This is a genomic window from Frankia torreyi (genome assembly GCF_000948395.1).
Classification (GTDB): domain Bacteria; phylum Actinomycetota; class Actinomycetes; order Frankiales; family Frankiaceae; genus Frankia; species Frankia torreyi.
This window is the reverse complement of record NZ_JYFN01000024.1, coordinates 42,565-64,584: the sequence shown is the minus strand read 5'-3', so window position 1 is coordinate 64,584 and position 22,020 is coordinate 42,565. Positions and strand designations below refer to the sequence as shown.

The 22,020-nt window shown below is 73.1% G+C and carries 27 protein-coding genes; 16 read left to right on the top strand and 11 right to left on the bottom strand.

Features of this window, described 5'->3' with window-relative positions; genetic code table 11:
* Positions 1–39: 39 nt before the first annotated feature.
* Positions 40–972, top strand: coding sequence for an alpha/beta hydrolase-fold protein (locus FF36_RS16070; protein WP_052681165.1), 933 nt, complete (start codon positions 40–42; stop codon positions 970–972).
* Positions 973–1,206: 234 nt separating this feature from the next.
* On the opposite strand, the gene FF36_RS16065 is transcribed toward FF36_RS16070, so the two are convergent.
* Positions 1,207–1,413: a cold-shock protein gene (locus FF36_RS16065; RefSeq protein ID WP_082121958.1), complete on the bottom strand. Its 207-nt coding sequence runs from the start codon at positions 1,411–1,413 to the stop codon at positions 1,207–1,209.
* A gap of 279 nt (positions 1,414–1,692) precedes the next feature.
* Between FF36_RS16065 and FF36_RS16060 the strand changes: the two genes are divergently transcribed.
* Together FF36_RS16060 and FF36_RS16055 are read left to right on the top strand one after the other, a co-directional pair.
* The gene (locus FF36_RS16060) at positions 1,693–1,878 is read left to right on the top strand and encodes a helix-turn-helix transcriptional regulator (RefSeq protein ID WP_044885890.1); all 186 of its coding nucleotides are present in this window, start codon (positions 1,693–1,695) and stop codon (positions 1,876–1,878) included.
* A 30-nt stretch (positions 1,879–1,908) separates the two neighbouring features.
* Positions 1,909–3,690, top strand: coding sequence for a cation:proton antiporter (locus FF36_RS16055; RefSeq protein WP_242422547.1), 1,782 nt, complete (start codon positions 1,909–1,911; stop codon positions 3,688–3,690).
* A gap of 109 nt (positions 3,691–3,799) precedes the next feature.
* Here the strand turns inward: FF36_RS16055 and FF36_RS16050 are convergent, their stop codons facing one another.
* Positions 3,800–5,068 (bottom strand): PP2C family protein-serine/threonine phosphatase, encoded by a 1,269-nt coding sequence (locus FF36_RS16050; protein WP_242422546.1) that lies wholly within the window; start codon positions 5,066–5,068, stop codon positions 3,800–3,802.
* A gap of 170 nt (positions 5,069–5,238) precedes the next feature.
* On the opposite strand from FF36_RS16050, the gene FF36_RS16045 reads away from it, so the two are divergent.
* Positions 5,239–5,460 carry a hypothetical protein gene (locus FF36_RS16045; protein ID WP_041940919.1) on the top strand — a complete coding sequence of 74 codons (222 nt, stop codon included), beginning with the start codon at positions 5,239–5,241 and terminating at the stop codon, positions 5,458–5,460.
* 17 nt (positions 5,461–5,477) lie between these two features.
* The gene (locus FF36_RS16040) at positions 5,478–5,927 is read left to right on the top strand and encodes a hypothetical protein (RefSeq protein ID WP_044885887.1); all 450 of its coding nucleotides are present in this window, start codon (positions 5,478–5,480) and stop codon (positions 5,925–5,927) included.
* Between the two features lie 141 nt (positions 5,928–6,068).
* Here FF36_RS16040 and FF36_RS40010 read toward each other — a convergent pair whose 3' ends face one another.
* Together FF36_RS40010 and FF36_RS16035 are read right to left on the bottom strand one after the other, a co-directional pair.
* Positions 6,069–6,191, bottom strand: a complete 123-nt coding sequence (locus FF36_RS40010; RefSeq protein WP_255648666.1) for a hypothetical protein — start codon at positions 6,189–6,191, stop codon at positions 6,069–6,071.
* A gap of 116 nt (positions 6,192–6,307) precedes the next feature.
* Positions 6,308–7,177, bottom strand: coding sequence for a P1 family peptidase (locus FF36_RS16035; protein WP_044885886.1), 870 nt, complete (start codon positions 7,175–7,177; stop codon positions 6,308–6,310).
* A 102-nt stretch (positions 7,178–7,279) separates the two neighbouring features.
* On the opposite strand from FF36_RS16035, the gene FF36_RS16030 reads away from it, so the two are divergent.
* The 6 genes from FF36_RS16030 (at position 7,280) to FF36_RS16005 (ending at position 12,597) form a co-directional block, all read left to right on the top strand.
* Positions 7,280–8,122, top strand: a complete 843-nt coding sequence (locus FF36_RS16030) for a sulfurtransferase (RefSeq protein ID WP_044885885.1) — start codon at positions 7,280–7,282, stop codon at positions 8,120–8,122.
* Between the two features lie 91 nt (positions 8,123–8,213).
* Positions 8,214–8,633, top strand: a complete 420-nt coding sequence (locus tag FF36_RS16025; protein ID WP_044885884.1) for a PPOX class F420-dependent oxidoreductase — start codon at positions 8,214–8,216, stop codon at positions 8,631–8,633.
* Between the two features lie 210 nt (positions 8,634–8,843).
* Entirely contained in the window at positions 8,844–9,437 is a 594-nt protein-coding gene (locus FF36_RS16020) for an SMI1/KNR4 family protein (protein WP_044885883.1), read from the top strand.
* 365 nt (positions 9,438–9,802) lie between these two features.
* The gene (locus FF36_RS16015) at positions 9,803–10,546 is read left to right on the top strand and encodes a DJ-1/PfpI family protein (RefSeq protein WP_044885882.1); all 744 of its coding nucleotides are present in this window, start codon (positions 9,803–9,805) and stop codon (positions 10,544–10,546) included.
* Between the two features lie 435 nt (positions 10,547–10,981).
* Positions 10,982–11,944 carry a DUF7507 domain-containing protein gene (locus tag FF36_RS16010; RefSeq protein WP_157871720.1) on the top strand — a complete coding sequence of 321 codons (963 nt, stop codon included), beginning with the start codon at positions 10,982–10,984 and terminating at the stop codon, positions 11,942–11,944.
* Positions 11,941–12,597, top strand: coding sequence for a class F sortase (locus tag FF36_RS16005; RefSeq protein ID WP_052681159.1), 657 nt, complete (start codon positions 11,941–11,943; stop codon positions 12,595–12,597). The genes FF36_RS16010 and FF36_RS16005 overlap by 4 nt, the downstream gene beginning before the upstream one ends.
* Before the next feature lie 39 nt (positions 12,598–12,636).
* Here FF36_RS16005 and FF36_RS16000 read toward each other — a convergent pair whose 3' ends face one another.
* The 4 genes from FF36_RS16000 to FF36_RS41480 all read right to left on the bottom strand — a co-directional run bounded on the left by FF36_RS16000 (position 12,637) and on the right by FF36_RS41480 (position 15,569).
* Complete coding sequence (locus FF36_RS16000) at positions 12,637–13,956, bottom strand: DUF2252 domain-containing protein (RefSeq protein ID WP_044885880.1); 1,320 nt, start codon at positions 13,954–13,956, stop codon at positions 12,637–12,639.
* 2 nt (positions 13,957–13,958) lie between these two features.
* On the bottom strand, positions 13,959–14,246 hold the full coding sequence (locus tag FF36_RS15995) for an EthD family reductase (RefSeq protein ID WP_044885879.1): 288 nt from the start codon (positions 14,244–14,246) through the stop codon (positions 13,959–13,961).
* Between the two features lie 145 nt (positions 14,247–14,391).
* Positions 14,392–15,030, bottom strand: coding sequence for an FAD-dependent oxidoreductase (locus tag FF36_RS41485; RefSeq protein WP_199865410.1), 639 nt, complete (start codon positions 15,028–15,030; stop codon positions 14,392–14,394).
* The gene (locus FF36_RS41480) at positions 15,027–15,569 is read right to left on the bottom strand and encodes an FAD-dependent oxidoreductase (RefSeq protein ID WP_199865409.1); all 543 of its coding nucleotides are present in this window, start codon (positions 15,567–15,569) and stop codon (positions 15,027–15,029) included. Before FF36_RS41480 ends, FF36_RS41485 begins: the two co-directional genes overlap by 4 nt.
* 137 nt (positions 15,570–15,706) lie before the next feature.
* On the opposite strand from FF36_RS41480, the gene FF36_RS15985 reads away from it, so the two are divergent.
* The 3 genes from FF36_RS15985 (at position 15,707) to FF36_RS15975 (ending at position 17,326) form a co-directional block, all read left to right on the top strand.
* Complete coding sequence (locus FF36_RS15985) at positions 15,707–16,390, top strand: TetR/AcrR family transcriptional regulator (protein WP_242422545.1); 684 nt, start codon at positions 15,707–15,709, stop codon at positions 16,388–16,390.
* Between the two features lie 223 nt (positions 16,391–16,613).
* Positions 16,614–16,856 carry a hypothetical protein gene (locus FF36_RS15980; protein ID WP_044885877.1) on the top strand — a complete coding sequence of 81 codons (243 nt, stop codon included), beginning with the start codon at positions 16,614–16,616 and terminating at the stop codon, positions 16,854–16,856.
* Positions 16,856–17,326, top strand: coding sequence for a hypothetical protein (locus tag FF36_RS15975; protein WP_044885876.1), 471 nt, complete (start codon positions 16,856–16,858; stop codon positions 17,324–17,326). The genes FF36_RS15980 and FF36_RS15975 overlap by 1 nt, the downstream gene beginning before the upstream one ends.
* An 83-nt stretch (positions 17,327–17,409) precedes the next feature.
* Here the strand turns inward: FF36_RS15975 and FF36_RS15970 are convergent, their stop codons facing one another.
* Positions 17,410–18,393, bottom strand: a complete 984-nt coding sequence (locus tag FF36_RS15970) for an alpha/beta hydrolase (protein WP_242422544.1) — start codon at positions 18,391–18,393, stop codon at positions 17,410–17,412.
* Positions 18,394–18,786: 393 nt separating this feature from the next.
* Here FF36_RS15970 and FF36_RS35475 point away from each other — a divergent pair, with 393 nt between their 5' ends.
* A complete protein-coding gene (locus tag FF36_RS35475) occupies positions 18,787–19,224 on the top strand; it encodes an SsgA family sporulation/cell division regulator (protein ID WP_044885874.1) in 438 nt (145 codons plus the stop codon).
* A 169-nt stretch (positions 19,225–19,393) separates the two neighbouring features.
* Here FF36_RS35475 and FF36_RS31575 read toward each other — a convergent pair whose 3' ends face one another.
* Entirely contained in the window at positions 19,394–20,230 is an 837-nt protein-coding gene (locus FF36_RS31575) for a helix-turn-helix domain-containing protein (protein ID WP_082121956.1), read from the bottom strand.
* A 41-nt stretch (positions 20,231–20,271) separates the two neighbouring features.
* Here FF36_RS31575 and FF36_RS15955 point away from each other — a divergent pair, with 41 nt between their 5' ends.
* Complete coding sequence (locus FF36_RS15955; protein WP_236705976.1) at positions 20,272–21,240, top strand: LLM class F420-dependent oxidoreductase; 969 nt, start codon at positions 20,272–20,274, stop codon at positions 21,238–21,240.
* A 62-nt stretch (positions 21,241–21,302) separates the two neighbouring features.
* On the opposite strand, the gene FF36_RS35470 is transcribed toward FF36_RS15955, so the two are convergent.
* Complete coding sequence (locus tag FF36_RS35470; RefSeq protein ID WP_157866950.1) at positions 21,303–21,470, bottom strand: hypothetical protein; 168 nt, start codon at positions 21,468–21,470, stop codon at positions 21,303–21,305.
* Between the last annotated feature and the right edge of the window lie 550 nt (positions 21,471–22,020).

Genomic DNA, 22,020 nt, shown 5'->3' with positions numbered 1-22,020 from the left:
CGGGCTGGCCCGCACGGGCCGGATGGAATGATCGGCACCATGCGACCGAGCAGGCGAGCCCTCGTGATCGCGGCACCGGTCGCGGCGGCCGGCGCCGTCGCCGCCGGACTCGTCGCCGGCGGCGTCGGCCGCTCCTCGACCGCCGACGGGCCCGGCGCGGCAGAGCCTACGACGCCCTCCGCCGCCCGGCGTGCCGGCCCCGAGAGCACGGCACACGGCGCGGCGTCACCGGTCGCGGCGTCACCGGAGCCGGCCACCGGCCCGGCCGTGGTGACCGCCACGACGTTCACCAGCGCAGCCCGGGGCCGGCCGGTCACGATGGTCACCGTCACCCCGGCGGGCGGCGGGCGCGGCCTGCCCGTGTGCCTCGTGCTGCACGGGCGGGGCGACGACGCACGCCGCGCCGTCGGCCTGTTGGGCCTCGACGGCCTGCTGCCGGCCGCGATCGGAGCGGGCGTGGCGCCGTTCGCCCTGGTGACCGTGGACGGCGGCACGACCTACTGGCATCGGCGGGCCGCCGGCGACGATCCGGAGGCGATGATCCTCGACGAGATCCGGCCCCGGCTGGCCACGGCGGGCCTGCGCACGGCCCGGATGGCGGCGCTGGGCTGGTCGATGGGCGGATACGGCGCGCTGCTGCTGGCCCGGCGCCATCCCGACCTCGTGGTCGCGGCGGCGGCGAGCAGCCCGGCGATGTGGCGCAGCTACGGCGCCAGCGCCCCCGGCGCGTTCGACTCCGCCGCCGATTTCGCCGCGCACCGGATCCTGGGGACCGCGCCGGCGCCGGGGGTGGCGTACCGGATCGACTGCGGCGACGACGACCCGTTCGCCGCCGTCTCCCGGCAGGCCGTCGCGGACCTGCGGCCACAGGAACACAGTCTCGGCCCGGGCGGGCACACCCCGACCTACTGGCGCGCGGTCGCCCCGGCCCAGCTCGCCTTCGTCGGCGCCGCCCTGCACCGATCCGCCTGAACCTGGGCTGGCCCGAACAGCACCGCGGAACGTGCCGAACTGGCGGTGGGCGGTATCGGACGGCCATCCGCGCGCGCCGGTGTGCCATCCGCGCGCCGTCGGTGCGACGCCGAGACGGGCGGCGGGCGGCGGGCCGTGTGCGCCGGTGAGCACGCGGCCCGCCCGAGCGGCCCGTCCAGTTCGCACCCGGCGCGGCCGGGAGCCGTGGGACGGGCGGCCCGTGAGAGCCGCCAGCTAGGCGATGGCCTGGACCTTGGCGGCCTGCAGACCCTTCTGGCCCTGCTCGATGTCGAAGCTGACGCGCTGCCCCTCGTCGAGGGACTTGAAGCCCTCGCTCACAATCGAGGAGAAATGGACGAAGACGTCGCCGCCCCCACCGTCCACCGAGATGAAACCGAAGCCCTTTTCGGCGTTGAACCACTTCACGGTTCCTGCTGACACAGTCGCTCCTCTACTGTTCCTGCCGCGGCGCATCCACACGACACACCGCCGTACTTCCGCCGACCGGATCCGCTCCGGTCGATGGCTCGTGCCATCCTGAAGGTGACCGGCGGCACCAAGAAGAGCAACGTCGGCCAGCGTACCCGCATGCGGCGCGTACGCCGAGCGGAACCGACCGTCCGCGGTGCCGTGCACGCCCGTCCGTGGTCCCCGGCGCGGGCGGGGCAGGGCACCCCGGCGGCGGCGGCGGGGCGTGCCGTTGTCGCATAGCATGACGGTATGGCGGTAGACGATCTGTGGACCACCGCCGATATCGCTCATCGGCTGTCGATTTCGGCGCATCGCGCCCGTGGGCTGTGCGCCCGCGACGATTTCCCCTCCCCCATCCACTCCGTGGGCCATTTTGTCCTGTGGCGGGCGCGCGACGTCGAGGCCTGGCTGACCGAGGGCCGTCCTGATCTCTGACGGTCCCGGCCGCGCCGCCGGTGTCCGTCGGTGCGGGTCGCGCAAGACCGGGGACAGCGCGTGCTGGAGGGGCGGCATGTGCCGGAGGGGCGGCATGTGCCGGAGGGGCGGCATGTGCTGGAGGGGCGGCATGTGCTGGGAGAGATAGCCTTCGGGCTGCTCGGAGTCGCACTCGTGGTGACGGCCGCCCTGACGGCCCGCCGGTTCGGCCTGCCGGCGCCCGTGCTGCTGGTCGTGGCGAGCGCGGTCTACGCGCTGCTGCCCGGGCCCACCGTGCGGCTCGAGCCGGACCTCGTCCTCGCACTGATCATTCCACCGCTGCTCTACTCCGCCGCCCTGAGCTCAAGCCTGGTGGAGATCCGCGCCAACCTGCGCGCGGTGGTCTCGCTGTCCGTCCTGCTCGTCGTCGTCACCGCGGTGGTCACCGGGGCGGCGCTCGTCGCCGTGGTGCCGGGCCTGTCGTTCGCCGCCGCCTGCGCTCTCGGGGCAGCGCTGGCGCCGCCCGACGCGGTGTCGGCCCTGTCGATCGGACGGCGGGTGGGCCTGCCGGACCGACTGCGCACCGTCATCGAGGGCGAGAGCCTCTTCAACGACGCGACGGCGCTGACCCTGTACACGGTGGCGGTGGCCGCGGTGGTCGACGGACGGTTCGACGTCCCGCTGGTCGCCGGACGTTTCCTGCTCGCGGTCGTCGGCGGGCTCGCCGTCGGACTCGCCGTGTCCTGGCTGATCGGCCAGCTCCGGCGGCGCATCGAGGACCCCGTGACCGAGACGACCGTCTCCCTGGCGACACCCTTCGCCGCCTACGTGCCGGCGGAGGCGCTGCACGCCTCCGGGGTCCTCGCGGTGGTGACCGCGGGACTGATCCTCGGTTCCCAGTCCCGCAGCCTGCTGTCCGGGCCCGCGCGGCTGCATGCGCGCGCGGTGTGGCGGCTCGTGGACCTGCTGCTGGAGGGCTTCGTCTTCCTGCTGATCGGCCAGCAGCTCGCGGCGGTCATCCCGGCGATCGGTGACTATCCGCGCTCGACCGTCGCGGCCGCGACGGCGGTGACGGTCGGCGCGATCGTGCTGGTCCGGCCGCTGTGGCTGCTGCTACCCGCGATGCTGCCCACCCCCGAGACACCGCCCACTCCCGAGACACCGCCCACTCCCGAGACGCCGCCGACCCCCGAGACGCCGCCGACCCGCCCGCGCTTCCTGTCCCCCCATCCGTACCTCTCGACCCGCGAACTGGTGGCGCTGTCCTGGTCCGGGATGCGCGGAGTGATCTCCCTCGCCGCGGTCTTCGCGCTGCCGCTGTCCGTCAACGGGACCGGGTTCCCGCATCGGGACCTGCTGGTGTTCTGTGCCTACGTCGCGGTGCTGGTGACGCTCGTCGGCCAGGGGCTCACCTTCGGACCGGTCCTGCACCGGCTGGGGGTGCGGCCCGACCTCGACGAGGGCCGGCGGCAGCGCGCCCGCGCCCGGGTCGCGGCGGCCGACGCCGGCCTGCGGACCCTGGCCGCTCTGCATGATCGCGGCCAGCTTCCCGACGATCTCATCCTGCGCCTGCGCACGGTCGCCGAGGAGCGCAAGCGGCGCAGCGAGGACAGCCTGCGCGCGCTGAAGCGCGCCGACGCCGGCCGGCCCCCCACCGCGAGCCTCACGGAGGCGTTCAGCCGGGTCCGCCGCACGATGATCGAGGCGGAACGCGACGAGCTCCAGCTCTGGCGGGACACCGGCCACCTGTCCGACGCCTCCCTGCGCCTGCTCGAGGACGAGCTCGATCACGAGGAGGGCGCGCTGCCCCCGCCGCAACTGCCGCCTTCCTAGACCGTGCCCGCACTGGCCGTGTCCACAGGCAGCCGGGTCCACCGGCAGCCGGGTCCACCGGCAGCCACGTTCCCGGTGAGTCGGGAGGCCCGCGGGGGTGCCGGTCCGGTCAGCGGGAGCCGGGCTCGCTCGGCAGTCCGAGCGCGAGGATGGCGATGTCGTCGTGCGGTGCGCCCTCGGCGAAATCGAGGACCGCGGCCTCGACCGCCGCCGTCAGCCGTTCGGCGGTGACCGGGCCCAGGGCGCCGACCAGGGAGCGGAGTCGTTCGTCGCCGTACTGTTCGCGGCCGCGGCGCGCCTCGGTGACGCCGTCGGTGTACAGCAGGAGCATGTCGCCCGGGTTCAGCCGGATCGGGGTGTCCACCAGCTCGGCGTCGTCGAAAAGCCCGAGCACGAGGCCGTGCACGCCGACCGGCTGTACGTCACCGTCGGCGCGACGCAGCAGGACGGGGGTGTGGCCGGCCGAGCAGAGGGTGAGCCGGCGGCCCGAGCGCGCGTTGCGGACGTCCAGATAGGCGGCGGTCAGAAAACGTTCGCTGTCCGGGCGCTGCGTCAGCAGCGCCGTGTTGAGCTGGCCCAGGATGGCGGCGGGACTGGTGCTGTGGCTCGCTGCCGCCCGGATCGTGTAGTGGGCCAGGGCGGTCACTCGGGCCGCCTCGACGCCCTTGCCGGCGACGTCGCCGAGCACGACGCCCAGACCGGCCGGCCCGGTGTCGAAGACATCGAAGAAGTCGCCGAGCACCTGGGAGCCGTCGCCGGCCGGCCGGTACCGGGCCGACAGGTCCAGGCCCGGCACCTCGGGGAGTCGGGGCGGCAGCAGGCTCGCCTGCAGGGTGCGGGCCAGCTCGGTGGCGCGCGCGAGCGTCGCCCGCAACGCGATCTCGCCGGAGGCCGCCTCGGACAGCGTCTCCAGGATGGTGCGGTCGCGGGCGGTCCACGGGCGCGGATGGTCGTCCGCGACACTGAAGACCCCGACGATCTGACGGTCCGGACCGAAGACCGGATGGCCCGCCCACGCCGCCACCCCGAGCGTGACGTTCATCGGGTTGCCCCGGGTGCGGGTGTCCGCCGCCGTGTCGGGCACGACGATCGGCCCGGCGGCGTCGATGACCAGTGGGCACAACGCCTCGGCGAGCGGGTGACGCCGGCCGGTCCGGGCCGCCGGATCCACGCCGGCCTCGGGCCTGACGCCGGACTCGGGCCTGACGCCGGACTGCGACTTGACGAAGACGTGACGGTCGTCGATCACGGTCAGCATCGCCAGCGGAGCGTCCAGCATCATCGCGGCCAGCCTGGTCAGCCGGTCGAACGGCTCCTCCGGGTCGGTGTCGAGCAGACCGCACCCGCGGACGGCGGCCAGGCGGACGGGGTCGGCCACCCGTGTACCAGGATCCTGCATCGGATGGGCCCGTCCCCTCACCGGCCCGCGTTCCACAGCACACAGACTAGCCGCGCGTACGCACCCTTTCCGGCCACCGATGGGTGACGCCCGGGCCCCGGCACGGCCGGCGACTGGCCATCCCCGCGCGGACGTGCATACTGGAGCTGATGACCGAGTCAGCGGTGCCCCGACGTCGCCTACCCAACAGCCCCTTCAAGGTTCCGGCGGTCCCCGCCCAGGAGCGGTTCTCGGTCGGTGACCGCGTCACGCATGACGTGTACGGGCTCGGCCGGGTCATCGGGGTCACCGGAGACACCTCCGTGGATGTTGATTTCGGCTCCCGGCAGGAGCGCATCCCGAGTCCGTTCAGCCGGATGTACCGGCTCTGACGAGCCGCCCACGGGTCGTGTCGGTCCGCAGGCTTCGCGCCGCGGCCGACGGCTCTGGCGCGGTCGCCATACCGATCGTCGTCCGACGATCCGTCCCCGAAAGCGAGACACCCCTCATCGCCACCTCATCGATCCATCCTTTCTCCGCGCCGCGGACGGCCCGCACGCAGCCGAGGCGCGAGCTTCCGCCGCCCACGACCCGCCCCTTCCGGATCCCGGACTTCGCCCAGCCCGCCGCGGAGGCCAGCGCGCATCCGATCTCGGCCACCCAGGTCGCCAGCGTCGTCTTCCAGGCTCCGCCGGCGGACCCGACGCCGGCCGCGACCGCGCAGGACGCGACCATGCGGGACGCAACCATGCAGGACGCGACCGCGCAGGACGCCGACCAGCCGGCTGCCCCGAACCGGCGCAGGCCCACTGCCGCCCCCGCCCGGCACAACCAGCGGCGGCGTCGCCCCACCCGCTGACCGCTCCACCGCTCAGAACGGCCGTACCACCGTGAAGCGCACGACTGACCCACGTCGTGATCGCCGGGAAAGCGGTCTTCACGTCGATCGACGGTGCCCCGCCCCGGACGAACGCCCGGAAGGCCGGCTCGTCGAGCAGCGTCAACCGAGCTCCAGCAGAAGCCGCCGGAACACACCGTCCGTGATGGCTACCGCGGCGTACTCATCGAGCAGCCTCGGCCGGTCGGTACCGCTGATCGGAATGTCCGCCTCGGGACCCGTCACCGGGCCGACGGCGGACGGTATCCGCGGAACGGCCAAGGACGCACAGCGTTCCCGCCCGAGACGACCGCCAACGTCCTGAGCCGACGCCCCGACAGGTCGGGGCAGGTCAGGTCAGGTCAGGGTGAGCGGTCGACGGAGCGGATGGCGGCGGTGACGGCGGCCAGCGCGAGCAGGCGGACGAGGTCGACGTCGGCCTCGACCCGGCCGGTTGCCGCGGCGACGAAGGCGTCGCCGTCGAGACGGGTGTGCGGCGGGGTGATGGCCCGCGCCAGCCCGTCGTGGGCGCCCTGCGCGACCAGCAGGCAGCTCGTCTTGTCCAGCCGCGCGTTGGTGACCACCACTCCGATCGTGGTGTGGGTCCGCCCGGCGGCGAGGTCGAAGGGTCGCCACTGCGACTCGGCGGCGTCGAGGGGGACGGGATCGCCGCCGTGGTCGATGTCCCCGAACGCGTTGACCACGCACAACGCGGCGACACTGACCTCGCCGCGGCACCGGTACGCGTGGCCGAGCCCGCCGGGGCCGCGGTACTCGGGCCCGCGCCACTGGCTCGCGTACGCCCCTGTGCCGGCGCCGACCCGGCCGCGCAGCACCTGCTCGCCGCCGGTCGCCCGCGCGGCGAGGTAGCCGGCGTCGGCGGTCGGGCGGGCGGTGGGTGCGCCAACGGCGAGGTCGAACAGGGCCAGTGCCGGCACGACCGGCACCGGGCCGCCGCTCGTGGGCACACCGCGACCGCGCTCGGCGTAGTAGCGCATCACCCCGTCGGCGGCGGCCAGGCCGAACGCCGAACCGCCGGTCAGCAGCACGGCGTCGATGCTGGCCAGCGCCATGTGCGGCGCCAGGGCGTCGAGCTCGCGCGAGGCCGGCGCCCCGCCGCGCACCTCCGCCGAGGCCACCGTGCCCACCGGCAGCTCCACCACCGTGCATCCGGTGACGCCCACCGGATCGGTCCAGTGCCCGACCCGCACCCCGTCGACCCCGATCGCCATCGCGCCGAGCCTTGCACGAATCCGTCCCGGGCGACAAATCTCCGAATACGGACCAGGTGGCGGACGGCGCGGCGCCGGGCCCCCGACGGTAGCGTCCGGGGCATGAGCGATGTGCTGATCTCCGCGACGGACCTGGCCCGGCTCCTCGACTCCGCGCGGCCCCCGCGGGTGCTCGACGTCCGCTGGCAGCTCGGTGGTCCGCCCGGGCGGGACGGCTACCTGGCCGGGCACATCCCCGGGGCGGTCTTCGTGGACCTCGAGACCGAGCTCGCCGCGCCGCCCGTGCCCGCGCAGGGCCGTCATCCGCTGCCGGACGTGGCCGCGCTGCAGGGCGCCGCCCGCGGCTGGGGGCTGTCCGCCGGGGACACCGTCGTCGTCTACGACGACTCGGGGGCGATGTCGGCGGCGCGGGCCTGGTGGCTGCTGCGCTGGGCCTCGGTCGAGCCGGTGCTGATCCTCGACGGCGGGCTCGCCGCCTGGACGGCCGCGGGCGGGACGCTCCAGACGGAGCCGGTCCAGCCGCCGCCCGGCGACATCACCCTCGTCCCCGGCGCGCTGCCGACGCTCGACGCCGACGGGGTCGCGGCGCTGGCCCGCGACGGGATCGTGCTCGACGCCCGGGCCGGCGAGCGCTACCGCGGCGAGGTCGAACCGGTCGACCCGGTCGCCGGGCACATCCCCGGCGCCCACAGCGCCCCGACCGGGGACAACCTGAGCGCCGACGGGACGTTCCACTCCCCCGCCGAGCTCGCCCGCCGGTTCGCGGCGCTCGGCGTCACCGGCGAGCGGCCCGTCGGGGTGTACTGCGGCTCGGGCGTGACCGCCGCCCACGAGGTCGCGGCGCTGGCCATCGCCGGTCACCCCGCGGCGCTCTACCCGGGCTCCTGGTCCCAGTGGTCGAACCTGCCCGACCGTCCCGTCGCCACCGGCCCCGAGGAGGGCTGAGCGAGCACGGCGGCCGCGCCGCACCCCGTCATCGCGCGGGGGATTTCCCGATAGTTGCTAGGCTGATCGAGATGGAGGGGAGCATCGAGCGATGACGCTGCTGACACCGGAACTCCGCGACCTGATCTCCAGTGGTCCGCTTGCGCACCTGACGACGATCAATCCGGACGGCAGCCCGCAGGTAAGCGTCATCTGGATCGGCCTGGACGGCGACGACGTCGTCAGCGGCCATATGGGCCGCTACGTGAAGGTGCGCAACGTGGAACGCGATCCCCGCGTGGTGCTTTCCTTCTCCGCGCCGAGGGTGCCGGGAGCCTACCTGGCCGAGTACGCCGTCCTACGCGCGACGGCCACCGTCACGACCGGCGGCGCCTGGGACCTGCTGAACGACCTGGCGAAGGTCTACATAAGCCCGGAGGCCGAATTCCCAGGCTCGAAGGGCGAGGGCCTTGTCCTGCGCTACTCGATTGACCGCGTCGGCGGCATCGGCCCCTGGGCGGCGGCGCGCTGAACCTCGGCCGCCGGTAGGCCGGCGGATGAAGGACGGCATACCCGTGCCCTCACCGAACTCATCGGCCAAAGCCGGGAGCCGCGAACGAACTTTCGTTGCGGCAGGTCGATTTCGCGGGAAACAACATTGCGCTCGTCCGGGGCGAACATCGGCCCGTGATAGCTTGTCGAATGGCAGAATACTGACGTTCCCGACAAGGAGGCCGGATTCGTGTCGAATCTCGCCGACGGCGACGCGCCCCTGGCCGCACCCGCGCTGACGACCCCCGAGCAGTGGCGCGACTATCTGCGCGAGTACAGCGAGACGTATCTGCGCACGGCCGATCCAGACGAGCTCTCCGACGAGCAGATCCAGCATCGTTGGGTAGGTCACGAGCCGGCGGCCGAGCAGACGGTGGCGGCGGCCGAGCAACGCCTGGCGGTCCGTTTCCCGCCGACCTTCCGCAGCTTTCTGGCGACAAGCGACGGATGGCCCAACCTCGCCGGGTGGATCGACGAGCTGCACGCGAGCACCGACGTCGACTGGTTCCGCGACACCGTAGACGGCGCCGGTTTCATCAACCTCTACGGAGAGCCGCATAACGACGGACAGGACCTCGACGACCTGCTGTCGGTCTTCCGTCGATCGCTGGTGATCGCGAGCGGCGAGGACTTCTGGCTGCTCGATCCGGCCGATCCCGGCCCGGACGGCGAATGGGTGGCCTGGGAGTTCACGCCGAAGTACGGCAGCCTGGAACGCTTCGCGAGCTTTGCGGAGATCTTCCACGCCGACCGGGTCTTCATGGAGCAGGAGGCAGCCGAGTAGCCGTCCTGCAGGCGACGGCCACGGTCACCGCCGGCGGCGCCCTGGATCTGCTGAACAGCCTGACGAAGGTCTACGCGAACCCGGACGCCGACTTCCCGGGCCCGAAGGGCGACGGGTTCATCCTGCGCTACTCGATCAACCGGGTCGGCAGCGTCGCCCCCTGGGCGGCGGCGCACTGAATCCTCGGCGTGGACGCGCCGCCCGGCCATCGATCAGGCTGGCAATTTCCCGTCGAACATTGTCACGCCGGCCGGCGGTCGGCGCCGCACCCCATCGATAGCGTCGGCACCGACCCCGCATTCCGGGGTCGGGAGACGGGCCAGCCCCGTATTACGCGGTTTACCGCCGAACCGGAGGAGTTATCGATGACCGATCGCACGGCCAACACGCCCACGCCCACGCCCACCCCGCCACGGGCTGCGATGCTGCTGTACCCCGGGCTCACCCTGCTCGATCTGATCGGCCCGCAGACCGCTCTCGCCCCCGTCATGGAGGTGCATCTGGTCTGGCGGACGCTCGACCCGGTCATGTCCGACACCGGCGTGGCGGTGATCCCGACGACGACCCTGGCCGACTGCCCGCCGGACGTCGACGTCCTGTTCGTCCCCGGCGGACGGGACCAGGCCGCTGCGGCGGACGCCGACGTCCTCGCCTTCCTCGCCGACCGAGGCTCGCGGGCCCGCTACGTCACCGCCGTCTGCGGAGGCTCGTTGCTCCTCGGCGCCGCCGGACTGCTGCGGGGCTACCGGGCTGCCACCCACTGGGCCGGCCGCGACGTGCTGGCCCTGGTCGGCGCCGAGAACGTCAACGACCGTGTCGTGATCGACCGTAACCGGATCACCGGCGGCGGCGTCACCGCCGGCCTTGACTTCGGCCTCACGCTGCTCGCGCGGATGTTCGGCGACGACGTCGCGAAAATGGCCCAGCTCGCCATGGAATACGACCCGCAGCCGCCCTTCGACTGCGGTTCTCCCGAGAAGGCCGGCCCCGCCCTGACCGAGCTGGTGCGGGCCACCACCCGGCAGACCAACGACGACATGATCCGCGTCCTGACCGACCTCGACAGCCGGGGCTGGGGCCGCGGACGGAGCGTCGTCGCGGCCGGTTGACCGGCGGGCCGACCCGGTGCGCTCAGGCGAGGGTCCAGAGCCGGACGGCGCTGTCCTGGCCGCCGCTGGCCAGGGTGCGGCCGCGCCCCGCACAATCATCCGATGTCTGTACAGCGCCGACGTCTGTACAACACGGTTGCGCAGGCTGGCCGCTCCTCCGCCACGGGGCCGGACCTGTCCTCGAGCGCACCCCTGGCACCGCCGACTTGACCACGGGCCACGACCGCGCCATGTTACTCTGAGTAGCAGTTCATGACGCTGGGTGGGGGAACTTGCGATGGCGGGACCGTTGACGGACTCGGCGGGCGCGACAGCGGCCACGACGTCATGATCGGTCGTCGGCCGATCCGTCGCCCCCCGGCCGGCCCGGCGACACCGAAGGGTCTCCCTGACCGGCCGCTGTCGGCGGCTCTGACGACGGCTCTGACGACGGCCGTGCTGCTGGCGATGACGGTCGTCCTGCCGGCGCTGCCTGCCAGGGCGGACGGCGACTCGGCGCAGACCACCGTCGGCCTCATCCTCCTGGGAACACCCGCGCTGGCCGCCACCAAGCGCGGCACCGTGGTGGACGCGGACAGGGACGGCAGGATCGGTCCAGGTGACCGGGTGCACTGGACGATCACGGTCGCGAACACCGGGCACACGGTGGTGTCCGCGGTGACCGTGCACGATCCCAAGGCTGGCCCGGTCCGCTGCCCCGCCCCGTCGCTCCTCCCGAAGCAGGCTGTGACCTGCACCGTTCCCGATCATACGATCACGTCCGCGGAGGTCGCGGCGGGCGTCATCACCAACGTGGCGAACGCGTCCGCAGCCGCTCAGGGTGGGCGGGTGATCGCGCCGCCCGCCTTCGCCAGCGTGCCGATCCCGAGCGGCAAGCCGATCGTCGTCTTCCCGCTCCCGCCGTGGCTACCCGGATTCCCCGGCATCCTTCCCCCTCACCCCGGCTTCGATGGCCCCGACTTCGGTGGCCCCGGCTTCGGTGGCCCCGGCTTCGGTGGCCCCGGCTTCGGTGGCCCCGGCTTCGGTGGCCCCGGCTTCGGTGGCCCCGGCTTCGGTGGCCCCAACTTCGGTGGCCCCGCGGCGGGCGGCGCCATCGTGGGCGGCGGCGCGGTGGCAGGCGGTTCCGGCCCTGGTGACGGCTCCGGCCCTGGCCCGGGTAACGGGTCCGGCGGCGGCCCGGGCCGGACCGAGCCCGGTTCCTCGCAGCGCCACGGTGGTGTGTCGCCGGCGCCGGGGAGCCAGCAGGCTGCTCATCCGCCGGTGGCCGTGGCGGGAGGGCAGCCCGACGAGCCCAGGCGCAGCGGTCTTGAGCTGGTCGTACTCGGCACGGTCACCGCCGGCTGCGCGCTCGCCGCACTCGGGGCGCTCGGGGCCCGGCGGACCAGACGCCGGCGTTGAGGCGCCCGGCCGCCTCGCTGCCCGTCCTCGGTGCCCTGACCCTCGCCGGGATCATGCTGGCCGGGATCGCGCTGATCGTCCTGGGATGGCCGGCCAGACCTGCCCCGGTGGCCGCCCCGCTGCCTGAGACCGGCGGGCCGCACCGGCCCGGGCCATCGCCCGGATCCGGCGGGGCGCGCACGGTCCAGATCCCGCGGCACCAGTCCGATCTGCCGGCATCCAGCCTCCGGATACCAGCGCTCGGCGTCACCGCCAGGATCGGCCGGGCGACCGAGGACCAGGGCGTCCTCACTCCGCCGCAGGCGCCGTCCGAGGTCGGGCTGTGGTCCGGTTCGGCCGCGCTGGACGCCGGCTCCGGGGAGGTGACCCTCGTCGGGCACGTGAACTGGCGGGGAATGCCGCCCTTCGCGTTTGGACGGCTGGCCCACCTGCACGCCGGAGACCTCGTCTACACCAGTGACGCACGCGGGGAGCAGACCGCGTGGCGGGTCAGGCGGGTCTCCGCCCGTGCCAAGGCCGGCGGCGTCGATCCGGCGGCCTTCGCCGGAACGCAGGGCCCACGGCAGCTAGTCATGATCACCTGTGGCGGACCGTTCGACCTCCGGGCCCACTCCTATTCCGACAACGTGTACGTGCGCGCCACCCCCGCGTAAGCGGCGGCCCCGTCAGAGGAGACGGCTGCCATGTCCCGCTCAGCCCACGTCGATGAGCTGGCCGTTGCGGAACATGTCGACGAAGAGCTGGTGGTCACGGTGGACCTGGGCGCCGTAGTCGTGGGCGAAGTCGACCAGCGAGGCGACGAACGCCTTGGCGTCGCGCGAGATCGCACCGTGGATCGCGTCCTCGGTGGAGAAGCTCACCAGGTCGTGCTCGCTCTCGTCGTCCGCGACGGCGTGCATCCGGGCGGTGGAACGGCCGAGGTCGGCGACCAGGGCGAGCATCTGCTCGGGTTCGTTCACCTCCGACCAGTCCAGATCCTGCGCGTACGGCGACACCTCGGCGACGAGCTGGCCGACGCCGTCGAGCTCCGTGTGGCCGAGCCAGGAGTCGCTGTGCGCCTGCAACGCGCGCTGCGACAGCGCCGTGCGGTGCCCCTGGTGTTCGAAGTAGTCGCGGATCCGTTCGTCGGACACGAACCGGCTGACCGCCGGCACCTGCCCCTGCTTCATGTACAGGACGACGTCGTTGTCCAGTGCCTGCGTCTGCCCCTCGACGAGCAGGCTGTACGACGGCAGGCCGGCGCTGCCGATGCCCACCCCGCGGCGGAGCACGACGTCCTTGACCGTCAGCGACACCGGGCGGGTGCGCCGGTCCGGCGGCACCGTGTCCACGTAGCGCTCGAACGCGGCGAGGACGCCCGCCCGGGTGGCCTCGTCCACCGGGCTGATGCCGTCGTCCCGGGCGAACCGACGGTCGTGGCCCTCGACCACGGTGAGCTCGTCGAGCAGTCCCACCCTGGTGGAGCGCCGTGCCTGCTGGAGGAACGCGTGGACCACCCCCGAGGTGGTCGCGAGCGTCAACAGGTCCGACGACGACGCGTCGCCGCCCTCGGCAAGCTCGCGGATCCGGTCGGCGTAGGCGCCCACGCACGCCTCGACGAGCCGGGTGATCACCGCGTCGCTGAGCGCCTTGGCGCGCCCGAGCAGGGCCAGGCTCGCGACGAGGCGCCGCAGGTCCCAGGTGAACGGTCCGACGTAGGCCTCGTCGAAGTCGTTGACGTTGAACACGAGCACGCCGTTGCTGCTCATGTACGTGCCGAAGTTCTCCGCGTGCAGGTCGCCGTGGATCCAGATCCGGCTGGTCCGCTCGTCCAGGAAGGGGTCGTCGAGGGCGTGGACGTCGGCGTAGAACAGCGCCGCCGAGCCCCGGTAGAAGGCGAACGGCGTCGCCGCCATCTTGCGGAACTTCCGCCGGAACGCCCCGGGCTCCGCCGCCATCAGCTCGCCGAAGGCGGCGGCGAAGACGTCGGCGAGGACCTGGGCGCGCTCGGGGTCGGTGCCGGGCGTCGCCATGCTCAGCCCGTCACCTCGCTGGTCTGCATCACCGGGGTGATCGTGGTGTAGTTCGCGACGTCGGCGCCGATCGCCCTGCCGTCGCCGCGGGACATCGCCGCCTTCATCGCCTCGATCGAGGCGAACCGGAAGTGCGCGACGGCGACATACGGGCCGTCCAGCCCGCGGTCGATCTCGACCTCCGAGACGCCCCACATCCCGCTGACCATCGGGATGTGGGAGTCCCGATAGTAGTCGTGGTCGAACGTCGCACCCTCGGTCCTCGGGTACAGCACGCTGAGCCGGATCATGGTGACCGCCCCTCACAGTCGCGGCATCCGCCGATCGGGACGCGCTGGTCCCAGCTTCTCCCAGAACGCCCCACCCGCGCGCGCCACCCGCCCCCGGCCCGCCCGCCACCCGGTCCGCGGGCCACCCGGTCCGCGGGCGGCGCCCTTACTGCCGGGACGCCAGATGGGTGAGGATCCCCGCCGGGGCGTCGGGCGCGATGGCCGCGGCGATCGCCCCGGCGGCGCCGGCGGCGGCCTCCACGGATCGTGGCAGCATCACGCTCTCGTAGGCGCGAACGGCGGCGTCCAGGCTGCCCGCGGGGCCGTCCGGGTTCGGGGCGCCGGCCTGGGCGGCGATGGCCCGGGCGAGGTCGGCGCCGTCGAGCATCGCGAGGTTGGCGCCCATCCCGGAGAACGGCGACATGAGGTGCGCCGCGTCGCCGAGCAGGGTCAGTCCGCGGGTGTGCGGCCAGGTGTGCGGGACGGGCAGGGCGTGGATCGGCCGGTTGAGGTACGGGCCGTCGTTGGCGGTGATGAGCGTGAGCAGGGACGGGCTCCAGCCGGTGAATTCCGCCAGCAGCACCTCGCGGACGCGCCCGGTGTCGGCGAGGTCGACGCCGGCCACCTCGTGCCAGTCAAGCTCGGTGCGCAGGGCGATGTAGACGCGGATGTGGCCGCCGCTGTTGCGCTGGGCGATGAGCCCGCGGTTGTCGTGCAGCGCCATCATCAGTCCCTGGCCGGTGAGGGCCGCGGCCCGCGGGTGGCGCCGGTCGGCGTCGTCGAAGTGGGCCTCGACGAACGTCACGCCCGAGTAGCCCGGGACGGCGCCACCGAGCAGCGCCCGGACCCGGGACCAGGCCCCGTCCGCGCCGATGACCAGGACATGCTCGGCGCACGTGCCGTGGGCGAAGTGGACCGGTGGGCGCCGCCGCCGAGTGGCTCGAGACGGGTCACCGAGTGACCCCACCGGACCGTGCCGGGAACCAGTGCGTCCAGCAGGAGGGCGCGGAGCTGCCCGCGATCGATCTCCGGGGCACCATCGTCCCCCCGATCGGGGACAAGGTCGAGCAGCACTCCGGCGTCGCGACCGAGCACGCGCATCTGCTGCCCCTCCGGCCGGGCCAGCGCATGGAAGGCGTCGAGCAGGCCGGCTGCGGCGAGCGCGACCTGGCCGGAGTCGGCGTGCATGTCGAGGCTGCCGCCCTGTGGACGAGCGTCGACCGAGGCGTCGAGGTCGTAGACGGTGACGTCGATGCCGTGGCGCTGCAGGACCCGGGCGCAGGTCAGGCCGCCGGGGCCGGCGCCGACGACGGCGATCTTGGTGGGGTGGACAGACACTTCCATGATCGTGCTCCTGTCATGTCGATGGGCGGCGAGCGAGGGCGGGGACGGCAGCGCTATGGCTCCGCCTCCGCCGGTCCGCCGTCTCCGGACACGCCCAGAAAATCAGAACGACTTCAAAAGTGCAACGGATACATTTTTTGAGCAGCTCAACCATGCGGTACTGTGGCGGCGTGGAGCAGACGACCCCGTCGGTGGGACGCCGGGAGCGCAAGAAGGCGGCCACCCGTCAGGCGCTGGCCGACGCGGCGCTGGCGCTGTTCCTGGAGCGTGGATTCGACGCGGTCGGGGTCCGCGAGATCGCCGAGGCGGCGGACGTGTCGGTGACGACGCTGTTCAAGCACTTCCCCGAGGGCAAGGTGGCGCTGCTGTTCGACGAGGACGCCGACCGCGAGGCCGCCCTCGTCGCCGCCGTCCGCGACCGCCCGGCCGGCCAGTCGATCCCCCAGGCCCTGCGCAACCACCTGACCAGCGCCCGGTCGGCCGAGCGCCGCGCCGACCCGCGCCTGCGCGACTTCCACGCCCTGGTCGACGGCACGCCCGAGCTGCGCGAGCACTCCCGCCGGATGTGGCTGCGCCACGAGACCGCGCTGGCGGCGGCGATCGCCGAGTCCAGCGGACTGCCCGCGGATGACCCGGCATGCCTGGCCCTCGCCCACTTCGCCCTGGCGGCCGCCCATCTCGCCGCCGCGCGCATCGGCATCGGCCCCGAGGCGGAACCGGCGGCCGACGGGAACCCCGGTAACGCCGCCCTGGAGCGGATCTTCGCGTTGTTGGAGCATGGATGGACGGCGGTGGCCGCATCCCCGCCCGACTCCGCGTGATCCCATCGCCGGTTCTACCGACCCAATTCGCGTGGTCGACCCGCTTTGTCGTTCCCCTGTCCTCACTGTTCTCCGGCTGAATACCGGTTTCCGTCGCGACGATGGGGGAACAGCGCCTCGACCAGCCGCTTCAAGGTGCGGTTCGGGGTCGGCCGTCGTACTTTCGAGGTGGGCGCGAGCTTCGCGAATTCCGCGCCTGGTCGACAACCAGGGGAGCACAATCATGACGCAGACCAGTAAGGACCGCGCAGTCGTCGACTGGACGGACCTGGGCAAGGACCTGTGGTCCTTCCTGACCGGCAAGGGCGCCGCGATCAACTACCAGTTTGTCGACATGCTCGTCGAGGTTCCGCGGGACACCGGGCCCGACGCCGCGCGCGCGACCTGGCGTCTGCACGGCACACTGCGGATCGCCACCTCGGACAACGACTCGCCCGGCGCCTTCACCAACGGCGCCGCGCGCTAGTGACAGCCCGATTCTCCGGTGACGTCGCCTTCAGCGTCGAGGACGGCTCCGGGCCGGTCGGCGGACGCTTCGAAGCGTCCGGCGACCGTATCCGGATCACCACCGGTCAGCCGGGGCAGCTGTGGTCGGTCGCGGGGGACCTCCTCGCCGCCCTCCCGGCTGGCGTGTTGCCGGCCACGGTTCCCGCCGGACGCGCCGGCCTGCGCCACGTCGCCGACGTCCTCGCCGCCGAGGGCATGACGGTCGAGATCCACGGACCGGCCGGTCCCCTCGTCACCATCGGGGCCGACGTCGACTCCCGCCTCGGGGGTCTGACCGTGGGCAGCCGCCGGGTGGAGCCGAGCATCCCCGCCGCCCTGCCCGGACACCCGCACGCGACCGGGCGGGCCGCCGCGGTGGGATTCGTGGCGTTCGCCGCGTTCGTGGCCGGGTTCGCGGCGCGCGCCCGGCTCCGCCACCGGCCGGGCTGACGGCAGACCTGCACCGCAACCCGCGACCGGCGGCGGAGCCACATGAGCGCGGCTCCCCGACGGGAGCCACCGCTCGGCCGCCGCTACGCGCCGATCGCGGAGAACAGCAGGGGAAGTGAGGCGTGCAGTTCCTGGGTCCAGTAGCTCCAGATGTGGACGCCGGGGCTGTAGAAGTGGGTGGTGAGCAGCGGATCGCCGGTGGCTCCGGGGTGCGCGGCGACGTAGGCGTCGTTGAGCTTCTGAGTGAAGGCCTGGCTCTCGGAGTTGACGATCGCCTCCGTGTTGGTGGAGCCGGGGTCGGGATCGTTCGGACCCCTGGTGCCGTCACCGGACGAGACGTAGATCGGGATGCCGGTCAGCTTGTCGGCCAGGTAGTACGGGTCGTGCTGCTGCCAGGTCGCCGCCCCGGACGTGGTCGTCGGGTCGCCCCACAGCGTCCGGACGTCCTTGCCGGCCGACCACACCTGCGTCCTGATGGTCGGGTAGTCGGCGTAGGGGTGCAGGGCGCCGCTGTAGGACGCCACCGCCTTGAAGTCGTCGGGATGCCGGGCCGCGTAGGACACCGCGCCGAACCCACCCATCGACAGGCCGGCGATTGCCCGGTCGGGACCGGCATGGTAGTTGCGTTCGAGCAACTGCCGCAGCTCGACCAGGTGGAAGGTCTCCCACTTCTGCGGATCGGCGATCCAGTCGCTGTAGTAACCGACGTTCCCGCCGTCGGGCATGACGACTATCACGCCGTGTCCGGCGGTCTGGCTTTCGACGTCGGTATTGGTGGTCCAGTCGACGTGGCCGGACGTCCCGCTGCCCGCGCCGTGCAGCAGATACAGCGTCGGCCAGGTCCGATCGGCCTGCGGGTCATAGCCGGTCGGCAGCAGGATTCGCACGATCTCGTTCGCGTTCATGGCCGCCGAATGAACGGTGAGGTCGATCAGGCGCGCATCGTCCGACGTCGGATAGGTGACACAGGTGACGGACGATCCGTCGTCGCTGGTGGCCCCGAGCGCCGTACACGACGCCGCCTGCGCCGGGGAACCCACTATGACCAGGCCGATCAGCGCACTCACCGCGACCACCGCGGGCAGCGTGATCCGCCGTCTCCAACTCCGTGCTCTCATGGCCCCGACGCTAGTGCGAAATGGTAATTAGGCCCCACAAAAGGGCTAGTTCGGACTAATGCGATGAAAAGCGTACGAAGTATGGCGAATAGCAAGATCGGGCGGATGGCCGTTGCGAGCCACGCCGACGCCAGCCGAGAATCGGTGCGCCCCCGGTCGAGATGGTCCTCCGGCGCAGGCCTGGGGGCGGCGAGTCGCGTCCGTCACACCGTTCGTCGCCCCGCCCGAGAGGCGGGCGCACGCAGGTTGCGCCGGCGTGTGACGATGGACGGGGATGTCGGGCCGGGTCGGCGGACCGCCGCGTTGTTCGGCGGTCGACACAGGTGGAAGCGGGAGGGTGGCATGTCACAGCGCCGTCCGCCGGACGCGAATCCCTTCGAGTCGAAGCTGTCGGCCTTCCTCGTCCAGCCGGACGGCACCCGCGCGCCGCTGCCCGCGGCGCTCCGCTTCGATCGGGCCGATCCGTTCGCCGTCAGCCTGCGGCTACGGACGAGTACCGTGCAGACAGTCACCTGGACCTTCGCTCGTCAGCTCCTGATCGACGGCGCCCGGCGGCCGACCGGTGTCGGCGCCGTGGAGGTGCGCCCGGCGTTCCACGACGGGACCCGCCTGCTGGTCCTGTCGCTGAAGTCGGCGTCCCGGCACACCGAGGTCCAGCTCCGCCACGAACAGGTCGCCGCGTTCATCAACGACACGTTGGCGGCGGTTCCCTCCGGCGCGGAAGGCGACCACGTCGACTGGAACGCCGAACTGGACAGGTTTCACGACGACGGTCCGTAGCCCGCACGCCGAGTACGCGAGCACCGTGGGCGCCATGAAGGCGCGGGTGCGCCGGCGCGGGTCCGGCCCCGCGGCCGACTTCACCGAGCCCTACCCGGTCGAGTTCCCGGCGGACTCCGCGGGTTGAGGCAGGTTCGTTGAGCAAGGTGGGAGGAAGACGCGTGTCGGGTCAGGTCGTCCGGCGCGGGTGCGCGGCGACGATGACGGCGATCTCGGGATGGCCGGTGGGATGCAGCAGATGTGCCGCCGCCGGTTCGCCGGCCAGGTCGAACATCGGATGGCCGAACGCGCCGATTCCCCGGCAGTCCCACACCAGGCCCAGGGCCGGATGGTCCGCACGCAGCAGCGCGCCGATCTCGGCGATCCGCGGGTCACCGGCATGCAGGTCGGCGGCCATGCGGAACTGCCGTGCCACCGGCAGCAGCAGCTCGGCGGGCGCCGACGCGGCGGCGAGCAGCGAGAGCACGTGCCGGCGTGCCGGCTCGTACCCGGCAGGATCGCCCCAGACCCGCGCCCAGGCCGCGTTGGTGGCGACGATGTCGAGATGGTGGTCGAGCAGAGCCGCCGGGCTCGCCGGCCAGCCGTCCAGCAGGCCGGCGAGCCCACGCAGATGCTCGCCGGGCGGGGCGATCGCCGGCGGCTCGGGCGCCACCAGCCGGCGAAGGTGCCGCCGGCCCACCTCGTCGAGGCGCAGCACCCGGCCGACGGCGTCGAGGACCTGCGCCGAGGCCGTCGCCCGGCCCTGCTCCAGCCCGGTGTACCAGGTCAGGCTGACGCCGGCCAGGGACGCGAGTTCCTCGCGGCGCAGCCCCTGGACGCGGCGACGCCCACCGGCGGGGAGTCCGACGCTGGCCGGTTCGACCAGCCTGCGGTACGCCCGCAGGCAGGCCCCGAGCTCACGTCGCCGAGCAGCCGCCGTGTCTGCTGTGGCCGTCGTGGCCGTCGTGGCCGTCGTGGCCGTCGTGGCCGTCGTGGCCGTCCAGGGTGTCACTTCCACTGGCACCATCAGCAGGCTCCTGGTCTGCGTTCCAACCTTCGACCACGCTGGTGGACGTGATTCGTATCGGCGTCAACCTTGCTGCCGGCCTCGGCACTCCCGGTTCCGGCAACCTCATCGACGACCTTGTGGCGATCGCCCGGACGGTGGCCGCCGCCGGGGTGTCCACCGCCTGGCTGCCGCAGGGCTACGGCTACGACGCCATCGGTGTACTGACCGCGGTGGCCCGCGAGGTGCCGGGCATCGAGCTGGGCACCTCCGTCGTCGTCGTCCAGCCGCGCCATCCCCGGGTGCTGGCCGGGCAGGCGTTGACGGCGCAGGCTGCGGCGCACGGCCGGTTCACCCTGGGGCTCGGCGTCAGCCACCCCGGGCTGTTGGAGATCTACGGGCAGCCATTCCACCGGCCGGTCGCCGCGCTGCGCACCCACCTCGACACCCTGCTGCCGATCCTCGACGGACGCCGTGTTCCCGGCGCCACGGGAATCGGATCCGACCCCGCCGGCAGCGCCGTGCCCGGCGCGAGGGTCCGCGTCCCGGTGCTGCTCGGCGCTCTCGGCCCCACGATGCTGCGGCTGGCCGGGGAACGCACCGACGGCACGATTACCTTCCTGGCCGGACCCCGCACCATCGGTGACCACGTGGTCCCGCTGATCGGCGCGGGCGCCCGGGACGCCGGCCGGCCGGCGCCGCGCGTCGTCGTCGGGCTGCCGGTGGCGGTGACGTCCGCACCGGACCGGATTCGCACCGAGCTCAACGCCGAGTACGCCGACTACGCGGCACTGCCGTCCTACCGCACGGCCCTCGACCGCGACGGTTTCACCGAGCCGGGCGCGATCGCCGTCGTAGGCGACGAGAGTGCGGTCGTCGACCGGCTGGCCGCCTATGCCGCGCTCGGCGCCACCGATGTGCTGGTGAGCCTGGTCGGCACGGCCGAGGAACGCGCGCGGACCCTGCACCTGCTCGGCGCCGGCCCGCTCGTCCACGCGAACCAGCCGGCCTCGCCGCGCCGCGGGATCTGACGCCGCAGCCGCTTACCCATCCTCGCGCCCACCGGTGCGCCTCCTTCCACGGCAGGCGGCCGTCACCGTCCCGTTCCCGCGGTCTGGACCGGTGGGGTGCGCAGGACGGCGCGGGCGGGGAGCAGGCTGCCGGCCATGGCCAGGAGCAGGCCCGAGCCCAGCAGAGCGGCGGCCCACTGCGGTGGCACGTACGGCGTGCTGGTCCCGCTGATGCCCCGGCTGAAGGGCACCAGCGTGACGGCGGTGATGGCGGCGCCGACGACGAGGGCGATGGCGGTGATGAGGACGGTGACGGCCTCCGCAGCGAGACGTCCGCGACCACGCCGACCACGCCGACCACGCCGGGGAGGGCACGTAGCCGGGCGGCGAGGTCCGCCGTGGGGCGTACCCGCTCCGGCAGGGCCATGTGCTCGGTGTTTCTCCCATCCCCCGAGCCGTAGGCGAAGGCCAGGTACTGCCGGCGCGCGACCACCAAGGGGACGTCCCGGTAGCGCTCGGTGGGCGGTGAATGGCGGCGCTCATGCAGCGCCTCGGGAGTCCGCTTCCTGTCCTGCTTTCACGCTGCGTGACGTCGCGATGTGGCTAGAGCCGGGCGCTGCACGGACGACGGCCCGCGGTTCGGGGCAGATGCGTGGGAGAGCCGCCACCGTGGTTCTTCTGTACGGTTCGGCGTCCGATTTGTCCGTACAGAACAACCACGTGGCTCCGTTCCCACGCACACCTCTCGCGGGGCGGTTCCGGCGAACCGTCCGGCGGCGAGACGGCACCGTCGGACATCAC